General features: G+C 46.6%; 18 protein-coding genes. 16 read left to right on the forward strand and 2 right to left on the reverse strand.

Translation table 11 applies throughout. The features are described from left to right. Positions 1–35: 35 nt before the first annotated feature. Positions 36–1256: a thiolase family protein gene (locus tag NG78_RS03225; RefSeq protein WP_004134431.1), complete on the reverse strand. Its 1221-nt coding sequence runs from the start codon at positions 1254–1256 to the stop codon at positions 36–38. Between the two features lie 166 nt (positions 1257–1422). Then, the gene (locus tag NG78_RS03220) at positions 1423–2004 is read right to left on the reverse strand and encodes a xanthine phosphoribosyltransferase (RefSeq protein ID WP_004134434.1); all 582 of its coding nucleotides are present in this window, start codon (positions 2002–2004) and stop codon (positions 1423–1425) included. 178 nt (positions 2005–2182) lie between these two features. On the opposite strand from NG78_RS03220, the gene NG78_RS03215 reads away from it, so the two are divergent. The 16 genes from NG78_RS03215 to NG78_RS03140 all read left to right on the forward strand — a co-directional run bounded on the left by NG78_RS03215 (position 2183) and on the right by NG78_RS03140 (position 20527). After that, entirely contained in the window at positions 2183–4843 is a 2661-nt protein-coding gene (locus tag NG78_RS03215) for an ATP-dependent helicase (protein WP_004134435.1), read from the forward strand. A gap of 139 nt (positions 4844–4982) precedes the next feature. Then, the gene (locus NG78_RS03210; RefSeq protein ID WP_004134437.1) at positions 4983–5375 is read left to right on the forward strand and encodes a DUF4418 family protein; all 393 of its coding nucleotides are present in this window, start codon (positions 4983–4985) and stop codon (positions 5373–5375) included. A gap of 45 nt (positions 5376–5420) precedes the next feature. Next, positions 5421–6632 carry an ABC transporter permease gene (locus NG78_RS03205; RefSeq protein ID WP_004134439.1) on the forward strand — a complete coding sequence of 404 codons (1212 nt, stop codon included), beginning with the start codon at positions 5421–5423 and terminating at the stop codon, positions 6630–6632. Between the two features lie 4 nt (positions 6633–6636). Continuing rightward, positions 6637–7416, forward strand: a complete 780-nt coding sequence (locus tag NG78_RS03200) for an ABC transporter ATP-binding protein (protein WP_004134441.1) — start codon at positions 6637–6639, stop codon at positions 7414–7416. A 257-nt stretch (positions 7417–7673) separates the two neighbouring features. Continuing rightward, the gene (gene rpsD, locus NG78_RS03195; RefSeq protein WP_004105277.1) at positions 7674–8300 is read left to right on the forward strand and encodes a 30S ribosomal protein S4; all 627 of its coding nucleotides are present in this window, start codon (positions 7674–7676) and stop codon (positions 8298–8300) included. Positions 8301–8619: 319 nt separating this feature from the next. Beyond that, positions 8620–9294: a histidine phosphatase family protein gene (locus tag NG78_RS03190; protein WP_004128857.1), complete on the forward strand. Its 675-nt coding sequence runs from the start codon at positions 8620–8622 to the stop codon at positions 9292–9294. A 150-nt stretch (positions 9295–9444) separates the two neighbouring features. Then, entirely contained in the window at positions 9445–9909 is a 465-nt protein-coding gene (locus NG78_RS03185; RefSeq protein ID WP_004134444.1) for a DUF948 domain-containing protein, read from the forward strand. Beyond that, positions 9909–10154 carry a hypothetical protein gene (locus NG78_RS03180; RefSeq protein ID WP_004134445.1) on the forward strand — a complete coding sequence of 82 codons (246 nt, stop codon included), beginning with the start codon at positions 9909–9911 and terminating at the stop codon, positions 10152–10154. Before NG78_RS03185 ends, NG78_RS03180 begins: the two co-directional genes overlap by 1 nt. A gap of 137 nt (positions 10155–10291) precedes the next feature. Then, entirely contained in the window at positions 10292–12976 is a 2685-nt protein-coding gene (alaS, locus tag NG78_RS03175) for an alanine--tRNA ligase (RefSeq protein WP_004134446.1), read from the forward strand. 57 nt (positions 12977–13033) lie between these two features. Continuing rightward, positions 13034–13492, forward strand: coding sequence for a Holliday junction resolvase RuvX (gene ruvX / locus NG78_RS03170; RefSeq protein ID WP_004134448.1), 459 nt, complete (start codon positions 13034–13036; stop codon positions 13490–13492). 45 nt (positions 13493–13537) lie between these two features. Further along, entirely contained in the window at positions 13538–14725 is a 1188-nt protein-coding gene (mltG, locus tag NG78_RS03165) for an endolytic transglycosylase MltG (RefSeq protein WP_004134450.1), read from the forward strand. Positions 14726–14903: 178 nt separating this feature from the next. Then, entirely contained in the window at positions 14904–15410 is a 507-nt protein-coding gene (locus tag NG78_RS03160) for a prepilin peptidase (protein WP_032837764.1), read from the forward strand. 47 nt (positions 15411–15457) lie between these two features. After that, positions 15458–16645 (forward strand): chorismate synthase, encoded by a 1188-nt coding sequence (aroC, locus tag NG78_RS03155; protein ID WP_004134453.1) that lies wholly within the window; start codon positions 15458–15460, stop codon positions 16643–16645. After that, on the forward strand, positions 16642–18309 hold the full coding sequence (locus NG78_RS03150; RefSeq protein WP_004134454.1) for a bifunctional shikimate kinase/3-dehydroquinate synthase: 1668 nt from the start codon (positions 16642–16644) through the stop codon (positions 18307–18309). Before aroC ends, NG78_RS03150 begins: the two co-directional genes overlap by 4 nt. Positions 18310–18328: 19 nt before the next feature. Further along, positions 18329–18784 (forward strand): type II 3-dehydroquinate dehydratase, encoded by a 456-nt coding sequence (gene aroQ / locus NG78_RS03145; protein ID WP_004134455.1) that lies wholly within the window; start codon positions 18329–18331, stop codon positions 18782–18784. Between the two features lie 60 nt (positions 18785–18844). Continuing rightward, on the forward strand, positions 18845–20527 hold the full coding sequence (locus NG78_RS03140) for a CTP synthase (protein ID WP_004134457.1): 1683 nt from the start codon (positions 18845–18847) through the stop codon (positions 20525–20527). The last annotated feature ends 241 nt before the right edge of the window (positions 20528–20768 follow it).

Consider the following 20768-nt stretch of genomic DNA (forward strand, 5'->3'; position numbering starts at 1 on the left):
CTTCGCCTTTTAACTTGATTGTTTAGCATTCTAGCTTAATTGCTTCGCATTCTAATCTGCATTGCAACGCCAATTCCGCCGCCAACGCAAAGAGCTGCCACGCCGTTTTTCTTATTACTGTCTCGCAAAGCGTACATAAGCGTTGTCAAAATCCTCGCTCCACTAGCTCCCAGAGGGTGGCCGAGCGCAATCGCTCCGCCACGTACGTTGAGTTTTGCCTCATCAATATGAAGTTGCTCAGAAACCGCAATGCTCTGCGCTGCAAAAGCTTCGTTAATCTCAAACAAATCAATGCTTTCAACGCTGCTTCCGGTTGAGCGGAGCATGCGTTCCATCACGTGTTTTGGAGCGTATCCCATTAAATCTGGGTCGATTCCGCCTTCTGCAAATCCCACAATTTGCGCAATATATTCGATTCCGTGCTCTTGCGCGTAATCTTTGCTCATAAGTACTAAGGCTGCAGCTCCGTCGTTGATTCCGCTTGCGTTTCCGGCAGTTACGGTAGATTCGCGCTCGCTAACTTCGTGCTCTGCGCCTGCATTTTCTTCCGACGCTTTAAACAGCGTGCGCAATTTAGACAACTGCTCTAAAGACGTGTCTTCGCGAGGATGTTCGTCTCGCGCTACAACAGTTCCGTCTGCAAGCGTTACTGGCACAATTTCGGAGTCAAAATCACCTCGTTTAATAGCTGCAACAGCTTTTTGGTGAGATTTAAGCGCAAAAATATCTTGAGCTTCACGAGTAATACCAAATTTTGCGGCAACATTTTCCGCAGTAACGCCCATTGCGTCGCCTGTAAAAGCGTCGTTTAAGCCGTCGCGCTGTAGGCCGTCAATAAGCGAAAAGTTTCCATAGCGATGACCGCTAAATCGCGAGTTAGTTGCGTAAAATGGCACGTTGCTCATGCTTTCTGTGCCGCCTGCAACAACAACTTGCGCGTCCCCCATAACGATTGCAGATTGTGCCAAGCGCACTGCTTTTAAGCCGGATCCGCATACTTCGTTAATAGTCATTGCGCAACTGGAAGTGTCGAGTCCTGCGCGCAATGCGATTTGGCGAGCTACGTTCTGACCGCTGCCAGCTTGCAAAACGTTGCCGAAAATGGCTTGATCTACGTCTTGAGCATTAAGACCTGCGCGTTCGATTGCGGCTTTTGCGGCAATCGTTCCTAAATCAACTGAGGAAAGCGAAGATAAGCTGCCGCCGAATTTGCCAATAGGCGTGCGTACAGCGCTTGCAATCACCACTTCAGTCATATGTTTAGCCACCTAATCAATTGTTTGTTGCATCTGTATTGCAACATACCAACCGGACTACTTTATCGTATTCTTGAGCAAAATCGAGAGTCTCAAAAAATTCTTCTCGGTTTTTTCACAATTAAACTTACTTCAGTGAGTTTGCGCGTCTAAATACGCACACTATTTACTTACGGAACGAAATTGAGCCGTCAACAGCATCCATCGCATCAACAATCGCCAGCGAATCCAAGTCGTACCCGGCTTCTCTAAGCGCGTCGCCACCGCCTTGGAATCCCTTTTCAATCGCAATGCCAATTCCTGCAACCGTAGCTCCAGCGTGGTCGCAAATATCAATCAAACCTTGCAAAGCCTTGCCGTTAGCCAAAAAATCATCCAAAATAAGCACGCGATCTTCCGCACTTAAATACTTGCGAGACACAATTACCGGAAACTCGCGCTGCTTTGTAAAGGAAAATACGGTGGAAACGTATTGGTCGCCATCGAGGTTAATCGACTGTGCTTTCTTGGCAAAAACCACGGGAATATTTCCAAAGTGACGTGCAGCAACGCAAGCAATACCAATGCCGGAAGCTTCAATCGTAAGAATCTTATTAATGCCAGCATCGCGAAAATGCTCAGCCCACGCGGCTCCCATGTGGTCAAACAGCTCAACATCGCACTGATGGTTCAAAAAAGCGTCTACTTTCAAAACGTTTCCAGGTTTTACAATACCGTCTTTTAGGATGCGTTCTTCCAGTTCTTGCACGATGTTCCCCTTCTTGCGTAACTTATATTGCAAGTACATTGCAATTACAGCAGATTGCATTGCCGATTACATTTGCAGATTGCACTTGCTTATTAAATTGCAGTACGCTCAAGCATACCCAAACGTGTGACACAAATCGCGCAAAAACGACTGCAGTATGTGGTAAACCTGATTAAATATGTGCGTAATTAAAAAATCTTTACTCGAAGGCTTAAATCCGCAGCAATCTAAAGCCGTGCAGTACGACGGCCCGGCTCTTCTTATTGGCGCAGGCGCGGGTAGTGGCAAAACACGAGTTCTTACGCGCAGAATCGCCTGGATTTTAAGCCAAAAAGGCGCGTGGCCAAGCCAAATTTTAGCAATCACTTTTACCAACAAAGCCGCAGCCGAAATGCGCGAACGTTTAAGCAGTCTTATTGGAAGCGAAGCAAATACAATGTGGGTTTCGACTTTCCATTCCGCATGTGTGAAAATACTTCGCAGGTCGGGTCAAAGTATTGGCTTAAAACAGGGATTTTCTATTTACGATACTGCCGATTGTGAGCGTTTAGTAAAAATGATTGCAACCGAGCTTAACGTTGATATTAAGCGCTTTACTCCGCGAAATATTTTGGCGAAGATTTCGGATTGCAAGAATAGTTTGATTGGTTGGCGAGAGCAGCTAGACATGTATGCCAACGATTACAAGCCGGGCGTTTTGGGTCAGCAGATTGCGCACGCTGGGAATGCTGAGGCCGTGTATGCTTCGATTTATGCGGAATATCAGCATCGTTTGGCTCAGGCTAATGCTGTTGATTTTGACGATTTGATTATGCGAACCGTGCAGCTTATGCGAGAAGCTCCGGAAGTTGCTAAATACTACCGTCACAAGTTCCGCTATATTTTGGTTGACGAGTATCAGGATACTAATCACGCGCAGTATGAGCTTGTTCGAGAGCTTGCGGGAGTGGATGTAAAGCAAAGTAACGCAAATGCGGTACATCAGTCGCAGCAGTTGCAGCAGCAATCACAATCCGTTGATCCTCCTGCATCAATCACCGTCGTCGGCGACTCCGACCAGTCAATTTACGCTTTCCGCGGCGCAGATATTCGCAATATTCAAGACTTTGAAAAAGATTTCCCGAACGCAACGACTATTATGCTTGAGCAAAACTATCGCTCTACGCAAACTATTTTGGACGCTGCAAACGCTGTTATTTCGCATAATCAGGGCCGTAAGCCTAAAAAATTGTGGACGGCTTTAGGCCAGGGTGCTCCAATTTGCGGCTACGCTGCAGACAGCGCTCAGCAGGAAGCGGCTTGGATTGCTGGGGAAATAGCGCGATTAGCTGGCGAGGAAGGCGTTTCCTACTCGGATATTGCAATTATGTACCGCGCAAATGCGCAGTCGCGTTCGCTGGAAGATGCGCTTGTTAAGGCGGGCTTGCCGTATCAGCTGGTTGGCGGCACAAAGTTTTATGAGCGCCGCGAAGTAAAGGATGCGCTCGCGTATTTGCAGTCCATGGCAAATCCGGACGACGACGTGAATATGCGCCGAATTTTGAACGTTCCAAAGCGCGGACTGGGGCCTCGCGCAGAATCTTTACTTACCTTGTATGCGCAAACTCAGGGAGTGAGCTTCTGGCAAGCTTTGGAGCATTTGGAGTCAATCGAAGGCATGCCAACTCGCACTGAAGCAAAGCTTAAAGAGTTTCGAGATCTTATGCACAATTTGATGACGTGCATGCAAGATAACGATTCGAAGCCTTCAAAAGTTATTGACAGCATTTTAAAAGACAGCGGTTTGCTGGAAGATTTGCAGCGTTCGGAAGATCCGCAGGATGCTTCGCGCGTGGATAATTTGTCGCAATTGCAGTCGGTTGCGGCCGAGTATGAGCAGAATACGCCGGATGCCAGCGTGGCTGGTTTCCTTGAAACGACGGCTCTTGTGGCGGATTCGGATCAGTTGCCGGACGAAAATGAGGACACTGGCAAAGTTACCTTGATGACGCTTCACACAGCTAAGGGCTTGGAGTATCCGGTTGTGTTCTTAACAGGCATGGAGCAGGGTACTTTTCCGCATGCGCGCGCTTTGGAAGACGATGGCGAGCTTTGCGAGGAGCGCCGACTTGCTTATGTTGGAATTACGCGTGCTAAGCAGCGTTTGTATGTGACGCGTGCTGCTGTTCGTGCGCAGTGGGGTCAGGCTCAAGATATGCTTCCGAGCCAGTTTTTGGATGAGATTCCAGATGATTTGATTGATTGGAAGCGCAAAGAGGCTGATGTTACTCGTTGGGGTGGCTCGCGTGCGCGCGGAGGCAGTTTTGGCAGTGATTTCGATGGTGATTTCGACAGTGATTTTGGCGGCTGGGATGACGATTACAGCGATGCTTTTGGCGAAAAAACAACTTACGGCGGAAGCTCTTACGGATCTAAATCTTATGGATCTAGGTCGTATGGTTCCAGCAAATCGTATGGATCTAAATCTTACGGCTCCGGCAAATCTTACGGCTCTTCCTACGGATCCGGCTCTTCTTACGGTTCTAAATCCTACGGTTCGTCTTATTCTAAATCGAATTGGTCTAAGTCAAGCGCTGTAAAAACGCGCAAAATCACCGCAAAATCCGCGTCGTCAACAAGGGAGACAAAACTTGGCTCATCTTCCTCAGTAGTAGACAAAGACAACAATCTCAATATTCAAGATTTCCAAGTTGGAGACAAAATTACGCACGACACTTACGGTTTAGGAACTGTTCTTGCAACTCAAGATAAGGGCAGAAACTCAATTATTACAGTTGATTTTGGTTCTGACGGCGTAAAGCGCTTAATGCTTCGAGTCGCTCCAATCGAAAAATTGTAAAATTTCGTTTTATGCGGTTCAAGGTAAGATATTTTTTAGCAGGGACGTGGCGCTTGAAGGTGTGGGCGCCGAGAAGCGTGTTGTATTAAGGAAAATGCAACACAAAAAATAAATAATATACATTTATGAGGTATCAATTATGAAAAACAAATTATTCGCATCAATTCCATCTATTATTTTGGGCATATTGATTGCTATTGCTCCGCTAACTTTCGCAAAAGTTTGCCAAACTGAAGGCGGAATGCATATGGCATGCTACTACACTGGTCGCGCTGCTCTTGGAATTGGCATAGTTATTGCAGTTCTCGGAATTGTTGCGCTTTTTGTTAAAGAAAATGTTCGCATCGGTTTGAGCATTGCTGTAATCGTGAATTCTTTGCTTATGATTGCGGTTCCAACATTCCTTATTGGCGTTTGCAAGAGCCCAATGATGCATTGCGCATCTGTTACGCGCCCAACGCTGATTGTTCTTTCTGTGCTCGCATTGGTGTTCGCAGCTATTTCCGTGTATTTGGATAGCAAAGAAGACTAATAGCTAATAGCATAGCTTGTAGAACAGCTTAATAAAGCAAAAATTATGCGCACTATTACGCTAAAGCGTTTGCCGCTGGAAAATCTTAAACGAAAGCCGCTTAGAACTGCCGCATTGCTGGTAGCTGCAGCGTGCTTATCTGCCATATTTTTCGGCGGCTCGCTTATTTCTATGAATCTTGCGCAAGGCTTAAACAGTATGCGCGCCCGTATGGGAGCCGACATTATGGTTATTCCAAACGGCACGCATACTAAAGCCGAAGCGCTACTTACTAATGGCGGATCAAGTACTTTTTACTTCACCAATAATATTGAGGATTTAGTTAGACGTTCGCCCGGCGTTCAAAAGGCGAGCGCTCAAACTTACATTTCCTCACTTTCTGCAGGATGCTGCGCGGAAAAGCTGCAGATTATTGGTTTTGATCCGGATTCCGATTTTGTTATAGGCCCTTGGATTTATTCGCAGCATAAAAAGACTTTGCATAAAGGCGAAATGATTGCTGGAGCAAACGTACTAGTTTCCTACAAGAATACGGTTCGGCTTTTTGGTCACCAATGGCCGGTTGTAGCTCAGCTTGCAAAAACTGGCACAAGCATTGATAATTCAGTGTTTGTGCGCCGCGAAAGCGTGCCGCAAGTAGTTGAGTATTCTACAAAAGTGCATCATACTGCCATTCCAAAAGAGTACGCAAAAAAAGCAATTTCTGCAGTTTTAGTGAAGGTACGCAAAGGTTATAGTGCCAAACAAGTTGCGCAAAATATTAAAAAAACAACTGGGCTTTCTAGCATTGGCATAGTTTTCCCGGGAGGAATTACCGCAACAACTCAGGCTAATCTTGGCGTTTTTACGCGTTCGCTTACTTTTATAATTTCCGCATGTTGGATTGTTGGATTGCTTGTGCTGATTGTTGTTTTTGCAACTTCGCTAAATGAGCGCAAAAAAGAGTTTGCTTCTCTTCGCATACTTGGTTTTACGCGAAAAATGCTTTTGGGCGTGGCTACGCGCGAATCTGCAATACTTGGTTTTGCGGGGGGAGTTATTGGAGTTGCGTCTGCAAGTCTTATAATCTTCCCTTATAGTTCGCTTATTTCCTCACAATTGCAGCTTCCGTATTTGGAAGTTACGGCACTTCCTGTAATAGCTTTGATGGCTGTTAGCATAGTTCTTTCACTGCTTTCGGTTGTTGCGGCTTCGGCGATTACAACATGGCGTATTGCAATGCGTGAAACGTATTTGACTCTTCGAGCAGGGGAGTGATTAGATGTGCGAAAAAACGGTATTAAATAGCGAAAAATCGCCTGTTTCAGTGCTGAATCTTACTCGCGTAACTAGAGAGTTTATGCGACGAAAGCACAGATTCTCTGCGGTAAATAACGTAAGTTTTTCGCTAAATAGTGGCGATTTTGTTGCAATTGTTGGAAAATCAGGCAACGGAAAATCTACTTTATTGAATTTGATTGCCGGATTGCTTAAGCCAACTCACGGAAGTGTAACGGTTTTAGGCAAGGAGATTTCCGCGCCTGAATTTAGCGATGGTGAAGTATCTAGATTGCGCGCGCAAAATATAGGTTTTGTTACGCAATCGCAAACGCTTTTGCCGAATCTTACTGTGTATGACAATATTCTTTTGCCCGTGCAGATTGCTAAAAGTAGCGAAGTAAAAAGTAGCGAAGTAAAAAGTGGCGAAGTAAAAAGTAGCGAAGTAAAAAGTAGCAAAGACGTTCAAGATTACTACTCAAATCGCGCTCTTGATTTTTGCAAACGCCTGCATATTGAAGATTTGCTGTGGTGCTACCCAAAGGAGCTTTCCGGCGGCGAGATGCGCAGAGTGATGATTGTGCGCGCGCTAATAAACAATCCGAAGCTGCTGCTTTTGGACGAGCCTACTGGAGATTTAGATCCAGAGCACACTCTAATAGTGGTGGAAATGTTGCGTGAGGCTGCAAATCTTGGTGCTGCGGTTCTTATGGTAACGCACGATTCTGAAGCTGCTCGAAGCGCGGATTGCACTTACACAATGGATGCTGGCTCCCTTCGCTAATTTATTCTTAGTGGTGTGTAGAATTAGAAACGATGCCTATTTTGTGTAAGCATCATCTGGAGCCTTAGCCCATCAGTGGGTCGGCGCGCGGTAGTTATGGCGTTATTTCAACGTTTTAATACTTACGCGTTCGTGTGTTAGCACGAAGAAGCACTGGAGAGGCCGGCTCAGCGTGAGTAATTTTTAAGTATTTTAACGAATGCTTAAAAGTTTGGCTCACGTTCCGTTCAGATAACGACAGAATTAAAGGATTAGTTATGACTAATATTCAGCGTTCTCGCCGTCAGGTGCGTCTTTCTCGCGCCCTCGGCATCGCTTTGACCCCAAAGGCTCAGCGTATCTTCGAGAAGCGCCCATATGCTCCAGGTGAGCACGGCCGCACTCGTCGTCGCACCGAGTCCGATTACGCAGTACGTCTTCGCGAGAAGCAGCGTCTTCGCGCTCAGTACGGCATCTCCGAAAAGCAGCTTCGCGCTGCTTACGAGAAGGGTACGCACACTGCAGGCCAGACCGGTGACGCAATGCTCACCGATTTGGAAACTCGTCTTGATGCTTTGGTTTTGCGCGCAGGCTTTGCTCGCACCACTGCCCAGGCTCGTCAGTTTGTTGTACATCGTCATATTTTGGTTGATGGCAATCTTGTTGATCGCCCATCTTACCGTGTCAAGCCAGGCCAGACCATTCAGGTTCGTGCCAAGAGCCAGACCATGGTTCCATTCCAGATGGCTGCAGAAGGCGTTCATCGCGACGTTTTGCCAGCAGTTCCTGGTTATCTCGATGTGAATCTTGCCTCTTTGAAGGCTACTTTGACTCGTAAGCCGGAAGTCGATCAGATTCCAGTTGAAGTCAACATTCAGTACGTCGTCGAATACTACGCTCGTTAATTCGCCGATTTAATTCTTAAGGACATACCGCTTGACCCCTGTTGCGCATTCGCGTGGCAGGGGTCAATGCGTTTTATGGAACATTTGCCGTGTTTTTCTCCGGCGTTTGTAGGGTTTGGAGTTGTTTGGCGCTCCAAACGCGGGGAATCAATCTCGCGTTTGGAGGGTTTGGGGTTGTTTGGCGCTCCAAACGTGGGGAATCAATCTCGCGTTTGGAGGGTTTGGTCTGTCGTATTGCTCCAAACGCGGGGAAATTCTCCGGCATTTGTTGTCGCGCAACTTTTGACGCTTATGTACATCGTAGTGTAATAATGGAGCTATGTTGCTGCATCTTTATTTAGTGCGTCACGGTCAGACGCTATTTAATCGTTACAATCGTCTGCAAGGCTGGTCAAATTCTCCGCTTACCGAAAAAGGTTTGAAGGATGCGGACAAGGCTGCAAAAAAGCTAGAAAATATTACTTTTGCTGCAGCTTACTGTTCGGATACTACGCGTGCGCAAATCACGGCTCAACGTATTCTCGACGCAAACGAAGCCGCTGGTAACGCGCGTCCAAAGCTTGTAAGCGATATGCATTTTCGCGAGCAATGCTACGGCTATTTTGAAGGCCAAGATATGCAAATGGCTTGGTGGGCTGCGGGAGCGCCGAACGGAGCGCACACCTACAACGAAATCGTTGAAAAGTTTGGTCTTGCAGCCACGCGCGACATGCTTAAAGAGGCTGATCCTTTCCACGATGCCGAGTCGGATATTGAGTATTGGACTCGAGTAGAAGACGGTTTTAAGCTTATCGCCTCAAATTCTTCGCTTAAAGATGGCGATAACGTGTTGCAGATTTCGCACGGAAATACGCTTTTAAGTCTTATGCACCGTTTTGCACCTGCTGGTTACGATTTAAGCGAGCGTCCGGAAAATGGAAGCGTAACTAGGCTAGATTTTGACACTACTAAACCTATTGATAACGCTATTACTATTCGAGGCTACAACGAGTAGATTTTTGCTGCAGCTTTCTTAACGTATGCGTCGTTACCGTTCGTTAGTCTTAAGTCATTGCGAATGGTTTTAACTGTAGTCTGATTTGCTGTTGTATTAGCTTTCAGCGTGGTGAAGTCTTAAGCAAAAATGGTACAGAAAGAGGTTACGATGAGCGTTGGAGACATAGCTGCTCTTATTGCCGCGATTGCGTTTACTGTGCTTTCGGGTTTTTTGATTTATCCGCTAATTAGATTGGGCAAGTTGTTCGATCAGATTGCGAAAACTGTCAAAGAGTCGGGTGAGCATGCGATGCCTGCAATTGATGAGTCTGTTACGACGATTAAGCAAGTTAATAAGACTCTTGACGATGTGAACGCTGTTTCAGGTGCTACGCGCACAACTGTTACAAATATTGGTGCTCTTACTGATTTGTATGGTGCTTTCCTTGGAAAACCTATTGTTAAGGTTGCGGCTGCCGGCTACGCGCTAAAAGACACGGTTGCTTCTTTCTTTAATAATCCTACTGTTCCGACCGATTCTCATTCTACTGGCCGTCACGCTGCAAAAGAATCTTCTAATAGCTCTGCAAGCAATAGTACTGCAAGCAATAGCGCTGCAAGCAAGGGGGAGTAATGTTCAAGCGCTTATTTTGGATGTGTGTTGGCATTGTAATTGGTGTGCTTGCTGTAACAAAAGCGCGTGCCTACGTAAAAGCCAAAATGCCGGATACTGCTCGCAAATTTGTGTTTAGTAAAGAGCCGGAAAATATTACTTTAAGCACAATATTGGGATTGTTTAAAGATTTTAATGAAAGTCGTAAAAAGCATGAGGACGAGCTTAATTCTCGTTATGCTCACAGTCGTCATGAGGATTTTTAACTAATCTTTTGCTAGTTAGACTTGCGTTTTTACTAAAATGCTAGTCGAAAAAGTTTGTTTAAGTTAAGTGTTGAAGTACTATATTGAATGTTTGCATGACAAGATCTTGCTAAAAATTACACAAGGAGTTCGTACGTATGCGCACAGCAGAAATTGCAAAGCGTTATCTTGACTATTTTGCTAAAAATGGTCATATGGTCGTTCCTTCGGCATCCCTAATTTCGCCGAACCCAACGACGCTTTTTACTATTGCCGGCATGGTGCCGTTTATTCCTTATTTGCTTGGTGAGCAGACGCCTCCTTCTCGACGTATGGCTTCGAACCAAAAGTGCGTGCGCACTCTTGATATTGACGAAGTTGGTAAGACTACTCGTCACGGAACCTTCTTCCAAATGGTTGGTAACTTCTCCTTCGGTGATTACTTTAAGGAAGAAGCAATCCACTACGCTTGGGAGCTTTTAACTAGTCCACAAGATAAGGGCGGCTACGGTTTCGATCCTGAAAAGCTTTGGGTTACTACTTACACTGATGACGACGAGGCTCGCGCAATTTGGAAGAACGAGGGCTTTGATCCAGAACACATGCAAGTTTTCGGCATGGAAGATAACTTCTGGACTACCGGCGGCCCTGGTCCTGGCGGCCCATGCTCCGAAATTTACGTTGATCGTGGCCCTAAATATGGTCGCGACGGTGGCCCTGCTGCCGACGAATCTCGTTTTATTGAGATTTGGGATTTGGTTTTTGAAAACTACCAGGTTGATAACGTCAAGTCTAAAACTGATTTGCATATTGCTGGCGAGCTTGATCAGAAGAATATTGATACCGGCGCTGGTTTGGAGCGCTTGGCTTACCTTATGCAAGGTAAGGAAAATATTTACGAAACTGACGAAGTTTACCCAGTTATTGAAGCTGCAGAAAAGCTTAGTGGCGTAAAGTACGGCGATAATAACGATGCTGACGTGCGTTTCCGCGTTGTAGCAGATCACGTGCGTTCCGCTTTGATGATTATGAGCGATGGCGTGCGCCCAAGTAACGTTGGTCGCGGCTACGTGCTTCGTCGTCTTCTTCGTAGAACTGTTCGCGCAATGCGTATGCTTGGCGTGCAAGATCCAGTTCTTCCAACCTTGTTCCCAGTATCTAAGTCTGCAATGGAACCAAGCTATCCAGAGCTTAACGATACTTTCCACGAGGTTAGTGAAGCCGCCTACGGTGAGGAAGATGCTTTCCGTAGGACTCTTGAAAAGGGCACGACTATTCTCGACTTGGCTGTTGAAAAAGCTAAGAAAGAGAAAAAGGACGACCCTATGGTTGGCGGCTCAGACGCGTTTACTTTGCACGATACTTACGGCTTCCCAATTGAGCTTACTCTTGAGATGGCAGCCGAGCAGGGCGTTAAGGTTGACGAGGCTAAGTTCCGCGAGCTTATGAGCGAGCAGAAAGGTCGCGCTCGCGCTGACGCTTTGAAGAAGCGTCACAACGTGGACGTTAGCGTTTACGACGATATTAAGAAGGCGCTTGAAAAGCCAATCGACTTCCTCGGTTACACAGACTTCTCAAGCCGTTCTAACGTTTTGGCAATTGTTGAAGCAGGTAAAGGCTCTGTTAAAAGCGTTACTGCTCCTGCAAACGTTGAGATTATTCTCGACCGCACGCCATTCTATGCTGAGCGCGGCGGCCAGATTGCAGATCAGGGCGAGATTATTTCCGACGACGGCGCAATTTTGGAAGTTGACGACGTTCAGCGTCCGATCAAGGATTTGATTGTGCACAGCTGCCGTTTGACTGAAGGAACGCTTAGCGTTGGTGCTCCTGTAAACACGAATATTGACCAGGTTCGCAGGGCTGCTTTGGCACGTTCTCACACTGCTACCCACACTCTTCACAAGGCTTTGCGTGAAGAGCTTGGTCCTCAGGCAACTCAGCGCGGTTCTGTGGTTGATCCAGATCGTTTGCGCTTCGACTTCCAGTGGCCAAAGGCTGTTGAAAAGGATGCGCTTTCCCGCGTGGAAGCTCGCGTAAACGAGCGTATTCGCGACGATTTGCAGGTTGTTCCTAAGGAAATGCCAATCGACGACGCTTTTAAGCTTGGAGCAATGCACTTGTTCGGCGAAAAGTACGGTGACGTTGTGCGCGTGGTTGAAATCGGCGACGGTTGGAGCCGCGAGCTTTGCGGCGGTACTCACGCTAAGAGCACCGGAAAGATTGGTATGGTAACTATTCTTTCCGAGTCTTCTATTGGCTCTGGCGTTCGCCGTATTGACGCTCTTTGCGGCGAGGCAGCATACGAGTATGGCGCTCGCGAGCACACTTTGGTGGCTCAACTTGCAGACATGGTTAATGCTCGCCCAGATGAGTTGGCTGAACGTTTGGAATCTTTGCTTAGCAAGATGAAGGATTCTGATCGTAAGCTTGCAGCCGTTTACGAGTCTCAGCTTGCAGATTCTGTTCCAGCTTTGATTGAGTCCGCTAAAGCTAGTGCCGGAAGCGTTAAGTTGGCTGTTAAGAACGTTGGAAACTTCGGATCGTTTGAAACTCTTCGTAAGACTGTTCTTGACGTTCGCTCTCGCCTAGGTGAGGACCTTCCTGCAGTAGTAGTTTTGAGCGGCGTAAACGAGGACGATAAGCCAATGGTTGCAGTTGCAACTAACGAGGCTGCTCGTGGCCTTGGTGCTAAGGCTGGTGACTTGGTTCGCACTGCTTCCAAGGTTCTTGGCGGCGGTGGCGGCGGCAAGCCAGACTTCGCTCAGGGCGGCGGCACAGACGCTTCTAAGATTGACGAAGCGTTGGAAGCTGTAAAAGCGCAAGTGGCTGAGCTCGCCTGAGCCGCGTAGCTTCCTGCTTAAAATTTAAAAATCTTTACCAAAAGCAGCACAAAATTCATGGTGTGGTTAGGTATTGATTTAGGTGATGCCAGGGTCGGACTTGCACTTTCCGACCCTGAGCTCACTTTTGCGCATCCAATCGGAAATGTGCAAGTTTTTGGAGATTCCTTTAGAGCTATTGACGAAGTCATGAATCTAATAGAAGAAAATCAAGTTAAACGTGTTGTAATTGGCTTGCCTCTTCAATTAGACGGTTCTGAAGGAAAATCTGCGAAAAAAGCGCGTCGGTGGGGGAAAAATTTAGCTAAACGCATTGAATTAGCGAAAAATGTTGGAGATTGGACGCTTTCTTACATACCTGATATTGTTTGGAAGGATGAGCGTTTAACAACAGTTAGCGCCCACCGACAGTTGCTACAAGCTGATTTTTCTACTAAAAAGCATCGCCCTATGGTAGATCAGCAGTCGGCAGTATTGATTTTGCAGTCTGCGCTTGACGCAAATAATGCAGAGTAGTTTTGAAAATCGAGTAAAAGCAGAAATAGCGAAGAGGAGAATAGCGTGTCTGACAATTTTGATGAATTTTTTGACAAACATGCAAAGTGGACTGAGCATGATGGCGAGCCGTCGTCAGAATCATCTAATTCTAAAGACAAGTCTTCGACTGTTAGCTCCAGAAAACGTGCTAAAGCTCGTCTTGAAGCAAAAAAACGCAGGCGTAGAGCAAAAGTCGTTTTAGCTATTCTGCTCGTATTCGTATTAGCTGTTGTTGGATATTTTGGATACAGTGCGGTTCGCGCGTGGAAATTATCTCAAAATAGCGAGTCTGTTGCAGACTGGCCAGGCCCAGGCTTTGGAACGGTTGAGTTTACTATTGACACCGGCGAGGGAGCTATTAGCGTTGCCAACAAATTAGTTAAGGCAAATGTTGTTAAATCTCAATCAGCTTTTACTTCTGCGGTTGCTGCGAATAATAAAATCCTGTACCCGGGAGTTTACTCTCTTAAAAAGCATATGGCTGCTATTGACGTGGTTAATATTCTTTCCGACCAAACTAAAGCAGGTGGCTTCCTAGAAGTTCGTGCAGGAGACCACGCTACTGAAGTTTTGCAGCGCGCTTCAAGCTTATCTGGAATAAGCATGGATAAGTTTAAAGCAGCTTTAGCAGATGGGGGAGCTGGAATTTTGCCTCCAGAAGCTAAAGGAAGCATCGAAGGCTGGCTAGAGCCTGGAGTTTATAACGTAAGATCTATGAAAAGCGCGGAAGATATTCTTTCCGCAATGGTAAAAAAGCGTATTGCTAAGCTCGACTCTCTCGGTATTCCTAAAGGCGAAGATCGCGAAAAAGCTTTAATTATGGCCTCAATTGCCGAAGCTGAAGTGAATAATCGCGAATATTACGGCAAAGTTGTGCGCGTAATACTAAACCGTTTGGCAAAAGATATGCCTCTTGGAATGGACTCTACAATTGGTTACGGAGCGGGAGTAAAGCCTATAAAGCTCACGCAATCAATGCTAGACAATCCAAATAATCCTTACAATACTCGCATTCACAAGGGTTTGACTCCTACGCCTATTGGTATTGCTGGAGACAACGCTCTTCTTGCCACTATTAAGCCTCAAGACGGTCCGTGGCTTTACTTCGTCACCACTAATTTGAAGACTGGTGAGACGAAGTTTGCGGATAACAAAGACGACTTTTTGAAATTCCGCGACGAGTACAAGCGCAACAATCCTGAAGGCAACTAAACTAAGCTTATTTTTGATTGCCGTGGCGCTCCAAACGTGAGAGGAGTTTCCCACGTTTGGAGGGTTATGGAGTGCTATTTGCTCCAAACGCGAGAGGAGTTTCCGGCGTTTGGAGGGTTTTAACCACATGGATGCGTTTAGGTTGCAAAAGTTTTATAAGTTTTCGTAATTTGCTTTAATGAGGCAATTAATTATTACGATAATATCGGCGCTACCAACGCTTGTGTGCTTAATTTCAGTTTGCGTAACGGATATAAGAAGTCGCGTAGTTCCAAGACTTTGGGTTGTTGTTGCGCTAATTTTTCAATCTTTTGCGAATCTTATATATTCGATTATTTTGTTTGGAAATATTAGCGTGCTTATTTTAGGCTGTATTTCTTGCGTATTTGTTTTTGTAATTTATTGGATTATGCGAAAACTCGCTCCAACAAATTCCGTTGGCTTCGGAGATGTTACGAGTGCGTCAATGATTGCACAAGCATTGGTATTATTCGGCTTCGACTCTTTAATTTACTGGTTTGCTTTAGTTGGAGTAGTTGGCCTACTTTGGCTTTTAGCATGGAAAATTTACTGCAAAATCCGCATGCCAGCCAACGCATCAGTACCATTCGTGCCAGTAGAAGCAATATCAGCCATAATCGCAGCATTGCTGTCAATAACAACCCACTCAATACTTGGTGCTTAGTAGAGTAAGTATTTAGACACGTAAATTAGTTGAGAATGGAGAATGGCATGCTTAGATGGCAAACTGCAGGGGAGTCGCATGGTGAAGCATTAGTTGCCATGATTGAAGGTTTGCCTGCTGGCGTGCGCATTACTAGTAGCGATGTTGTTGCGGCTCTTGCGCGCCGTCGTCTTGGATACGGCCGTGGCGCTCGCATGAAGTTCGAGCAAGACAAAGTGCGTCTTTTAACCGGCGTTCGCCACGGAGTAACGCTTGGCTCTCCAATTGCTGTAGAAATCGCGAATACAGAGTGGCCAAAGTGGGCGGAAGTAATGAGCGCAGATCCTTTGGATCATGAGATTGAGAAAGTTGGTCGAAACGCGCCACTTTCTAGGCCGCGCCCTGGGCATGCGGATTTAACTGGCATGCGCAAATACGGTTTTAATGATGCTCGCGAAGTTTTGGAGCGCTCTAGCGCTAGGGAAACAGCTTCGCGCGTTGCTTTGGGTGCTATTGCTGATGCGTTTTTGCAGCAGGCGTTGGGTGTGCGCACTGTTGCGCACGTTGTTGGAATCGGTGGCGTTTACGCTAACAAAAGTTTAGCTTTACCAACACCTGACGATGTTGCTGCTTTGGACGCTTCTCCAGTTCGCACTCTCGATAAAGACGCCGAATCTCACATGATGGCTCGCATTGACGAAGCAAAAGCGAATGCAGATACTTTAGGTGGAGTAGTAGAAGTACTTGCATACGGTATGCCTGCTGGAGTTGGAACATACGTTGAGTCGGATCGCCGTTTGGATGCTGCTTTAGCGGCTGCGCTTATGGGAATTCAGGCGATTAAAGGCGTGGAAATTGGCGACGGTTTTGCAGAAGCAGATTGCCCAGGCTCGGCCGCGCACGACGAAATCGTAACAGACGAAAATGGCAAAATCACCCGCCTAACTAATCGTGCGGGGGGTATTGAAGGCGGTATGTCAAACGGCGAAATTATTCGCGTGCGTGCCGCAATGAAGCCAATTCCTTCTATTCCGCGCGCTTTGCGAACTGTAGACGTGCTAACTGGAGAGCCGGCTCAAGCTATTAACCAGCGATCCGATTTTACTGCTGTTCCAGCGGCTTCCGTAGTTGCAGAAGCAATGGTAAGGCTTACTTTGGCAAAGTATGCTTTGGAAAAGTTTGGTGGAGATTCTTTGCAAGAAACGCGCCGAAATGTAGAGTCTTACCTAGCTTCCTGGCCGGAGAATATGAAATGAGCAGCACTAAAATTCCGCTGGTCGTCATAATCGGCATGCCTGCCGCCGGAAAAACGCGCGTTGGCCGCGAAGTTGCGCATCTTATGAATCTGCCTTTTTACGATACAGACGACATGATTGAGCGCGAAATTAATATGCCAATTACTCAATATTTTGAGCAGTTTGGTCAGGAATCCTTCCGAGATATAGAAGCCAGAATAGTTAAAAACGTAATTTTAGAAAATCAGGCTGATTGCGGCATTGTTTCTCTTGGCGGCGGCGCTCCTGTTCGCAAAGAAACGCAGGAAGTTCTTAAAGAATACATGAATCTTGGCGGTCGCGTAGTGTATTTGCAAACCAATGCAAACGATGCTATTGAGCGCGCAGGTTGGAGCAATAATCGCCCTATGCTAATCGGTCAAGACGCTCAAAAGCGTTGGATGGAATTATTTGAGCAGCGAGACCCAATTTTTAAGGCAGTATCAAATATTCACATGCCAACAAAAGGTTCAAATCCGTATATGGCTGCAGAAAAGTTAAGGAGCATGATTATGCAACGCATAGTGCATGTTACAAGCGAAGCAATAGAGCCGTACGACGTGCGAATTGGCGAGGGAGCCATGCAACTTTTGCCGCAAATGTTAACGCAAAAGCCTGTTCGAGTGGCTCTTGTGCACACGCAGCCGGTTCAGCGCCACAGCGACAAAGCTCGCGCAATTTTGCGCCAAGCAGGCTACGAAGTTTTAGACATACTTGTGCCGGATGCTGAAGCCGGGAAAACTATTCAAGTTGCGAGCGGAATTTGGGCTAGACTGGGTGAAGCTGGTTTTACTCGTTCCGACGCAATTGTTGGCTTAGGCGGAGGAGCAGCTACGGATGTTGCCGGCTTTGTTGCTGCAACTTGGATGCGCGGAATTCGTTACGTAAACTGCCCAACTTCGCTTCTTGCAATGGTTGACGCGTCAACAGGCGGAAAAACTGGTATTAACACGGATGCTGGAAAGAATTTGGTCGGCAGCTTCTACACTCCAGCCGGCGTTTTGGCAGATACTTCTACGCTTGCAACTCTTCCAAACGACATTCTTATTGAAGGCTTGGGCGAGGTCGCAAAATCTGGTTTTATTCTAGACGGCGAAATTTTGAAAATTCTTAGCGACTCGAATAATGCTAAGCTTTTGCGCGAGTTTAACGCAGATCAGCTTGAAAATAATAGCGAACTTCACGAGCTTATTGTGAATCTTATTGAGCGAACGGTTAGAGTAAAAGCGTACCACGTTTCGAGCGACTTAAAAGAGCAGGGTTTGCGCGAGTTTTTGAACTATGGGCATACGCTTGGACACGCGATTGAGCAGATTGAACACTTCCGTTGGCGTCACGGAAACGCTGTTTCTGTTGGCATGGTTTTTGCGGCCGAGCTTGCGCAAATTTTGGGATATTTGGATGCTGGAGACGTTGAGTATCATCATTCGCTTTTAGATTCGCTTGGATTGCCGACTTCGTGGCAGCGTGAAGAAGATGCTGACTCTGCTTTTGAGCGCGTGCTTAATCTTATGCATCGCGACAAAAAAGCGCGCGGCAACATGCTACGTTTCGTAATTTTGGATGGTATTTCTAACCCTATTCATCTTGACAATCCGCCTATTGAAGCAGTTAAAGAGGCTTTTGAGCGCGTATATAAAAAATAATTAACCTTGCGAGGCAATAATGGAAAATCAACAACCTAAAAAAGTTCTTGTAGTAAACGGCCCGAACTTAGGTCGTCTTGGTGTGCGTCAGCCAGACGTTTATGGCAGTCAAGATTTTGAAACTTTGCGCTCGCTTTGCGAAAAGTGGGCCGAGGAGCTTGGGCTAAAAGTAGAAGTTCGCCAAAGCGACGACGAAGCGCAAATGGTTCATTGGATGCACGAAGCTGCTGATACTCGCACGCCAGTTGTTATGAATCCTGCTGCTTTTACGCACTACAGTTACGCGCTCGCGGACGCGGCTCACATGGTTTTGGATGCAGGAGTGCCTCTAATGGAAGTGCATATTTCTAATCCTTCCGCACGCGATTCCTTCCGTAAAATAAGCGTGATTAGTCCTGTTGCAACCGGCACTATTACAGGCATGGGATTGTACGGTTACAAGCTTGCGCTCGAGGCTGTTGCGCACTTAATATAACTTTTTAAGTCGCTTTTAATACAACACCCGAGTCGAGGCTCGAAGATACTATGGAGTTCCATGGTTAGAAGAAAACATGGTAACTCTCAGGAGCATATTACAAAGCATATTTTTGTCACTGGTGGCGTTGTTTCGTCCCTCGGAAAAGGTCTTACCGCATCGTCTTTAGGACGACTTTTGCGAAGCCGCGGCCTTCACGTTTTGCAACAAAAACTCGATCCTTACATCAATGTTGACCCGGGTACAATGAACCCATTCCAGCATGGTGAAGTTTATGTTACGGAAGATGGCGCAGAAACAGATCTTGATATTGGCCACTACGAGCGATTCCTTGATGTTTTCTTAAGTCAAAAAGCGAATGTAACTACAGGCCAGATTTATCAGTCTGTGCTTCGTAAGGAGCGCGCTGGCGAATATTTGGGTCAGTGCGTGCAGGTTATTCCGCATATTACCGGCGAAATTAAGTCGCGTATGCGCGCGCAAGCTTCCGACGATGTAGACGTGATTATTACGGAAATCGGCGGCACAGTTGGAGATATTGAATCCCAGCCATTCTTGGAAGCTGCTCGCGAAGTTCGCCGCGATTTAGGCCCAGAAAACTGCATGTTTGTGCACGTTTCTTTGGTGCCTTATATTGCAGCCGCGCACGAGTTGAAAACTAAGCCAACTCAGCATTCTGTAATGATGCTTCGTCAGCTTGGTATTTCTCCAGACGCACTTGTTTTGCGCTCCGATCGTCCGCTTAATCAGGCTATTAAAGACAAGATTTCGCTTATGTGCGACGTTGATGCCGAAGGCGTTGTAAACTGCGTGGACGCTCCAAGCATTTACGACGTTCCGAAGATTTTGTTCAACGAAGGCTTGGACGCTTACGTTGTGCGCGAACTTGAGCTTCCATTCCACGATGTTGATTGGAACGAGTGGGAAGATTTGCTTGAGCGCGTGCATCATCCAAAGCATGAGCTAAACATTGCAATCGTTGGCAAGTATATTGATCTGCCAGATGCATACCTTTCCGTTACCGAAGCTATTAAGGCCGGCGGTTTTGCAAACTGGGCTAAGGTGAACGTGCGTTGGGTTGCTGCAGACAAGTGCGAAACTCAAGAAGGCGCTGCTGCAGCTCTTGACCAAATGGACGGCATGGTTATTCCAGGCGGCTTCGGCATTCGCGGTATTGAAGGTAAGATTGGCGCTTTGCGTTACGCTCGCGAGCACGGTCTGCCAACGCTTGGTCTTTGCCTTGGCTTGCAATCTATGGTTATTGAGTACGCTCGTCACGTTCTCGGTCTTGAGGATGCTAATTCCACAGAGTTCGAAAAGGATTGTGGCGATCCAGTAATCGCAACTATGGAAGAGCAGAAAGATATTGTGGATGGTAAGGGAGATATGGGTCACACAATGCGACTCGGCTCTTACCCTGCAACTCTTGAAGAAGGCTCGATTGTTGCTGAGCTTTACGGCTCTACGCATGTTACTGAGCGTCACCGTCACCGTTACGAAGTGAACGTAGCTTATAAGGATCGCCTGCGCGAAGCTGGCTTGCGTATTAGCGGCCAAAGCCCAGACGGTAATCTGACTGAGTTTGTGGAGCTTCCAAAGGAAGTTCACCCATTCTACGTGGCAACTCAGGCTCATCCAGAGTTTAAGTCTCGCCCAACTAAGCCTCATCCTCTGTTTGCTGGATTAGTAGCAGCGGCGCTGGAACATCAGTCTGCTGCACAAAATAGCAAGGCAGATAAGTAGTCTTAAGCTAAGTAAAAAAGGCGGTAAAACTTGGGATCCTTAAGTTTTACCGCTTTTTGTTTTATTAGATTGTGATAAACATTACGTTTTGTTTATAACACGGCTATACCAAGAAATCGCATTACGCGGTAACCTTGAATATGTAGGAAATAGACTAGACAGAATGCAAAAGTAGCGTTGGGGAATAGCTTTTGCGATTGCGCTCGAAGGTAAGAGCGTAGCAATGCGTTATGCATGGAGG

The organism is Gardnerella greenwoodii 00703Dmash, from assembly GCF_000263635.1.
In the GTDB taxonomy this organism is placed as follows: Bacteria; Actinomycetota; Actinomycetes; order Actinomycetales; family Bifidobacteriaceae; genus Bifidobacterium; species Bifidobacterium greenwoodii.

Coding starts and splice junctions, on each gene's coding strand:
- NG78_RS03225 (WP_004134431.1), bottom strand. CDS start 1,256: ATGACTGAAGTGGTGATTGCAAGCGCTGTACGCACGCCTATTGGCAAA.
- NG78_RS03215 (WP_004134435.1), top strand. CDS start 2,183: ATGTGCGTAATTAAAAAATCTTTACTCGAAGGCTTAAATCCGCAGCAA.
- NG78_RS03210 (WP_004134437.1), top strand. CDS start 4,983: ATGAAAAACAAATTATTCGCATCAATTCCATCTATTATTTTGGGCATA.
- NG78_RS03205 (WP_004134439.1), top strand. CDS start 5,421: ATGCGCACTATTACGCTAAAGCGTTTGCCGCTGGAAAATCTTAAACGA.
- NG78_RS03200 (WP_004134441.1), top strand. CDS start 6,637: ATGTGCGAAAAAACGGTATTAAATAGCGAAAAATCGCCTGTTTCAGTG.
- rpsD (WP_004105277.1), top strand. CDS start 7,674: ATGACTAATATTCAGCGTTCTCGCCGTCAGGTGCGTCTTTCTCGCGCC.
- NG78_RS03190 (WP_004128857.1), top strand. CDS start 8,620: ATGTTGCTGCATCTTTATTTAGTGCGTCACGGTCAGACGCTATTTAAT.
- NG78_RS03185 (WP_004134444.1), top strand. CDS start 9,445: ATGAGCGTTGGAGACATAGCTGCTCTTATTGCCGCGATTGCGTTTACT.
- NG78_RS03180 (WP_004134445.1), top strand. CDS start 9,909: ATGTTCAAGCGCTTATTTTGGATGTGTGTTGGCATTGTAATTGGTGTG.
- alaS (WP_004134446.1), top strand. CDS start 10,292: ATGCGCACAGCAGAAATTGCAAAGCGTTATCTTGACTATTTTGCTAAA.
- ruvX (WP_004134448.1), top strand. CDS start 13,034: ATGGTGTGGTTAGGTATTGATTTAGGTGATGCCAGGGTCGGACTTGCA.
- NG78_RS03160 (WP_032837764.1), top strand. CDS start 14,904: ATGAGGCAATTAATTATTACGATAATATCGGCGCTACCAACGCTTGTG.
- aroC (WP_004134453.1), top strand. CDS start 15,458: ATGCTTAGATGGCAAACTGCAGGGGAGTCGCATGGTGAAGCATTAGTT.
- NG78_RS03150 (WP_004134454.1), top strand. CDS start 16,642: ATGAGCAGCACTAAAATTCCGCTGGTCGTCATAATCGGCATGCCTGCC.
- aroQ (WP_004134455.1), top strand. CDS start 18,329: ATGGAAAATCAACAACCTAAAAAAGTTCTTGTAGTAAACGGCCCGAAC.
- NG78_RS03140 (WP_004134457.1), top strand. CDS start 18,845: ATGGTTAGAAGAAAACATGGTAACTCTCAGGAGCATATTACAAAGCAT.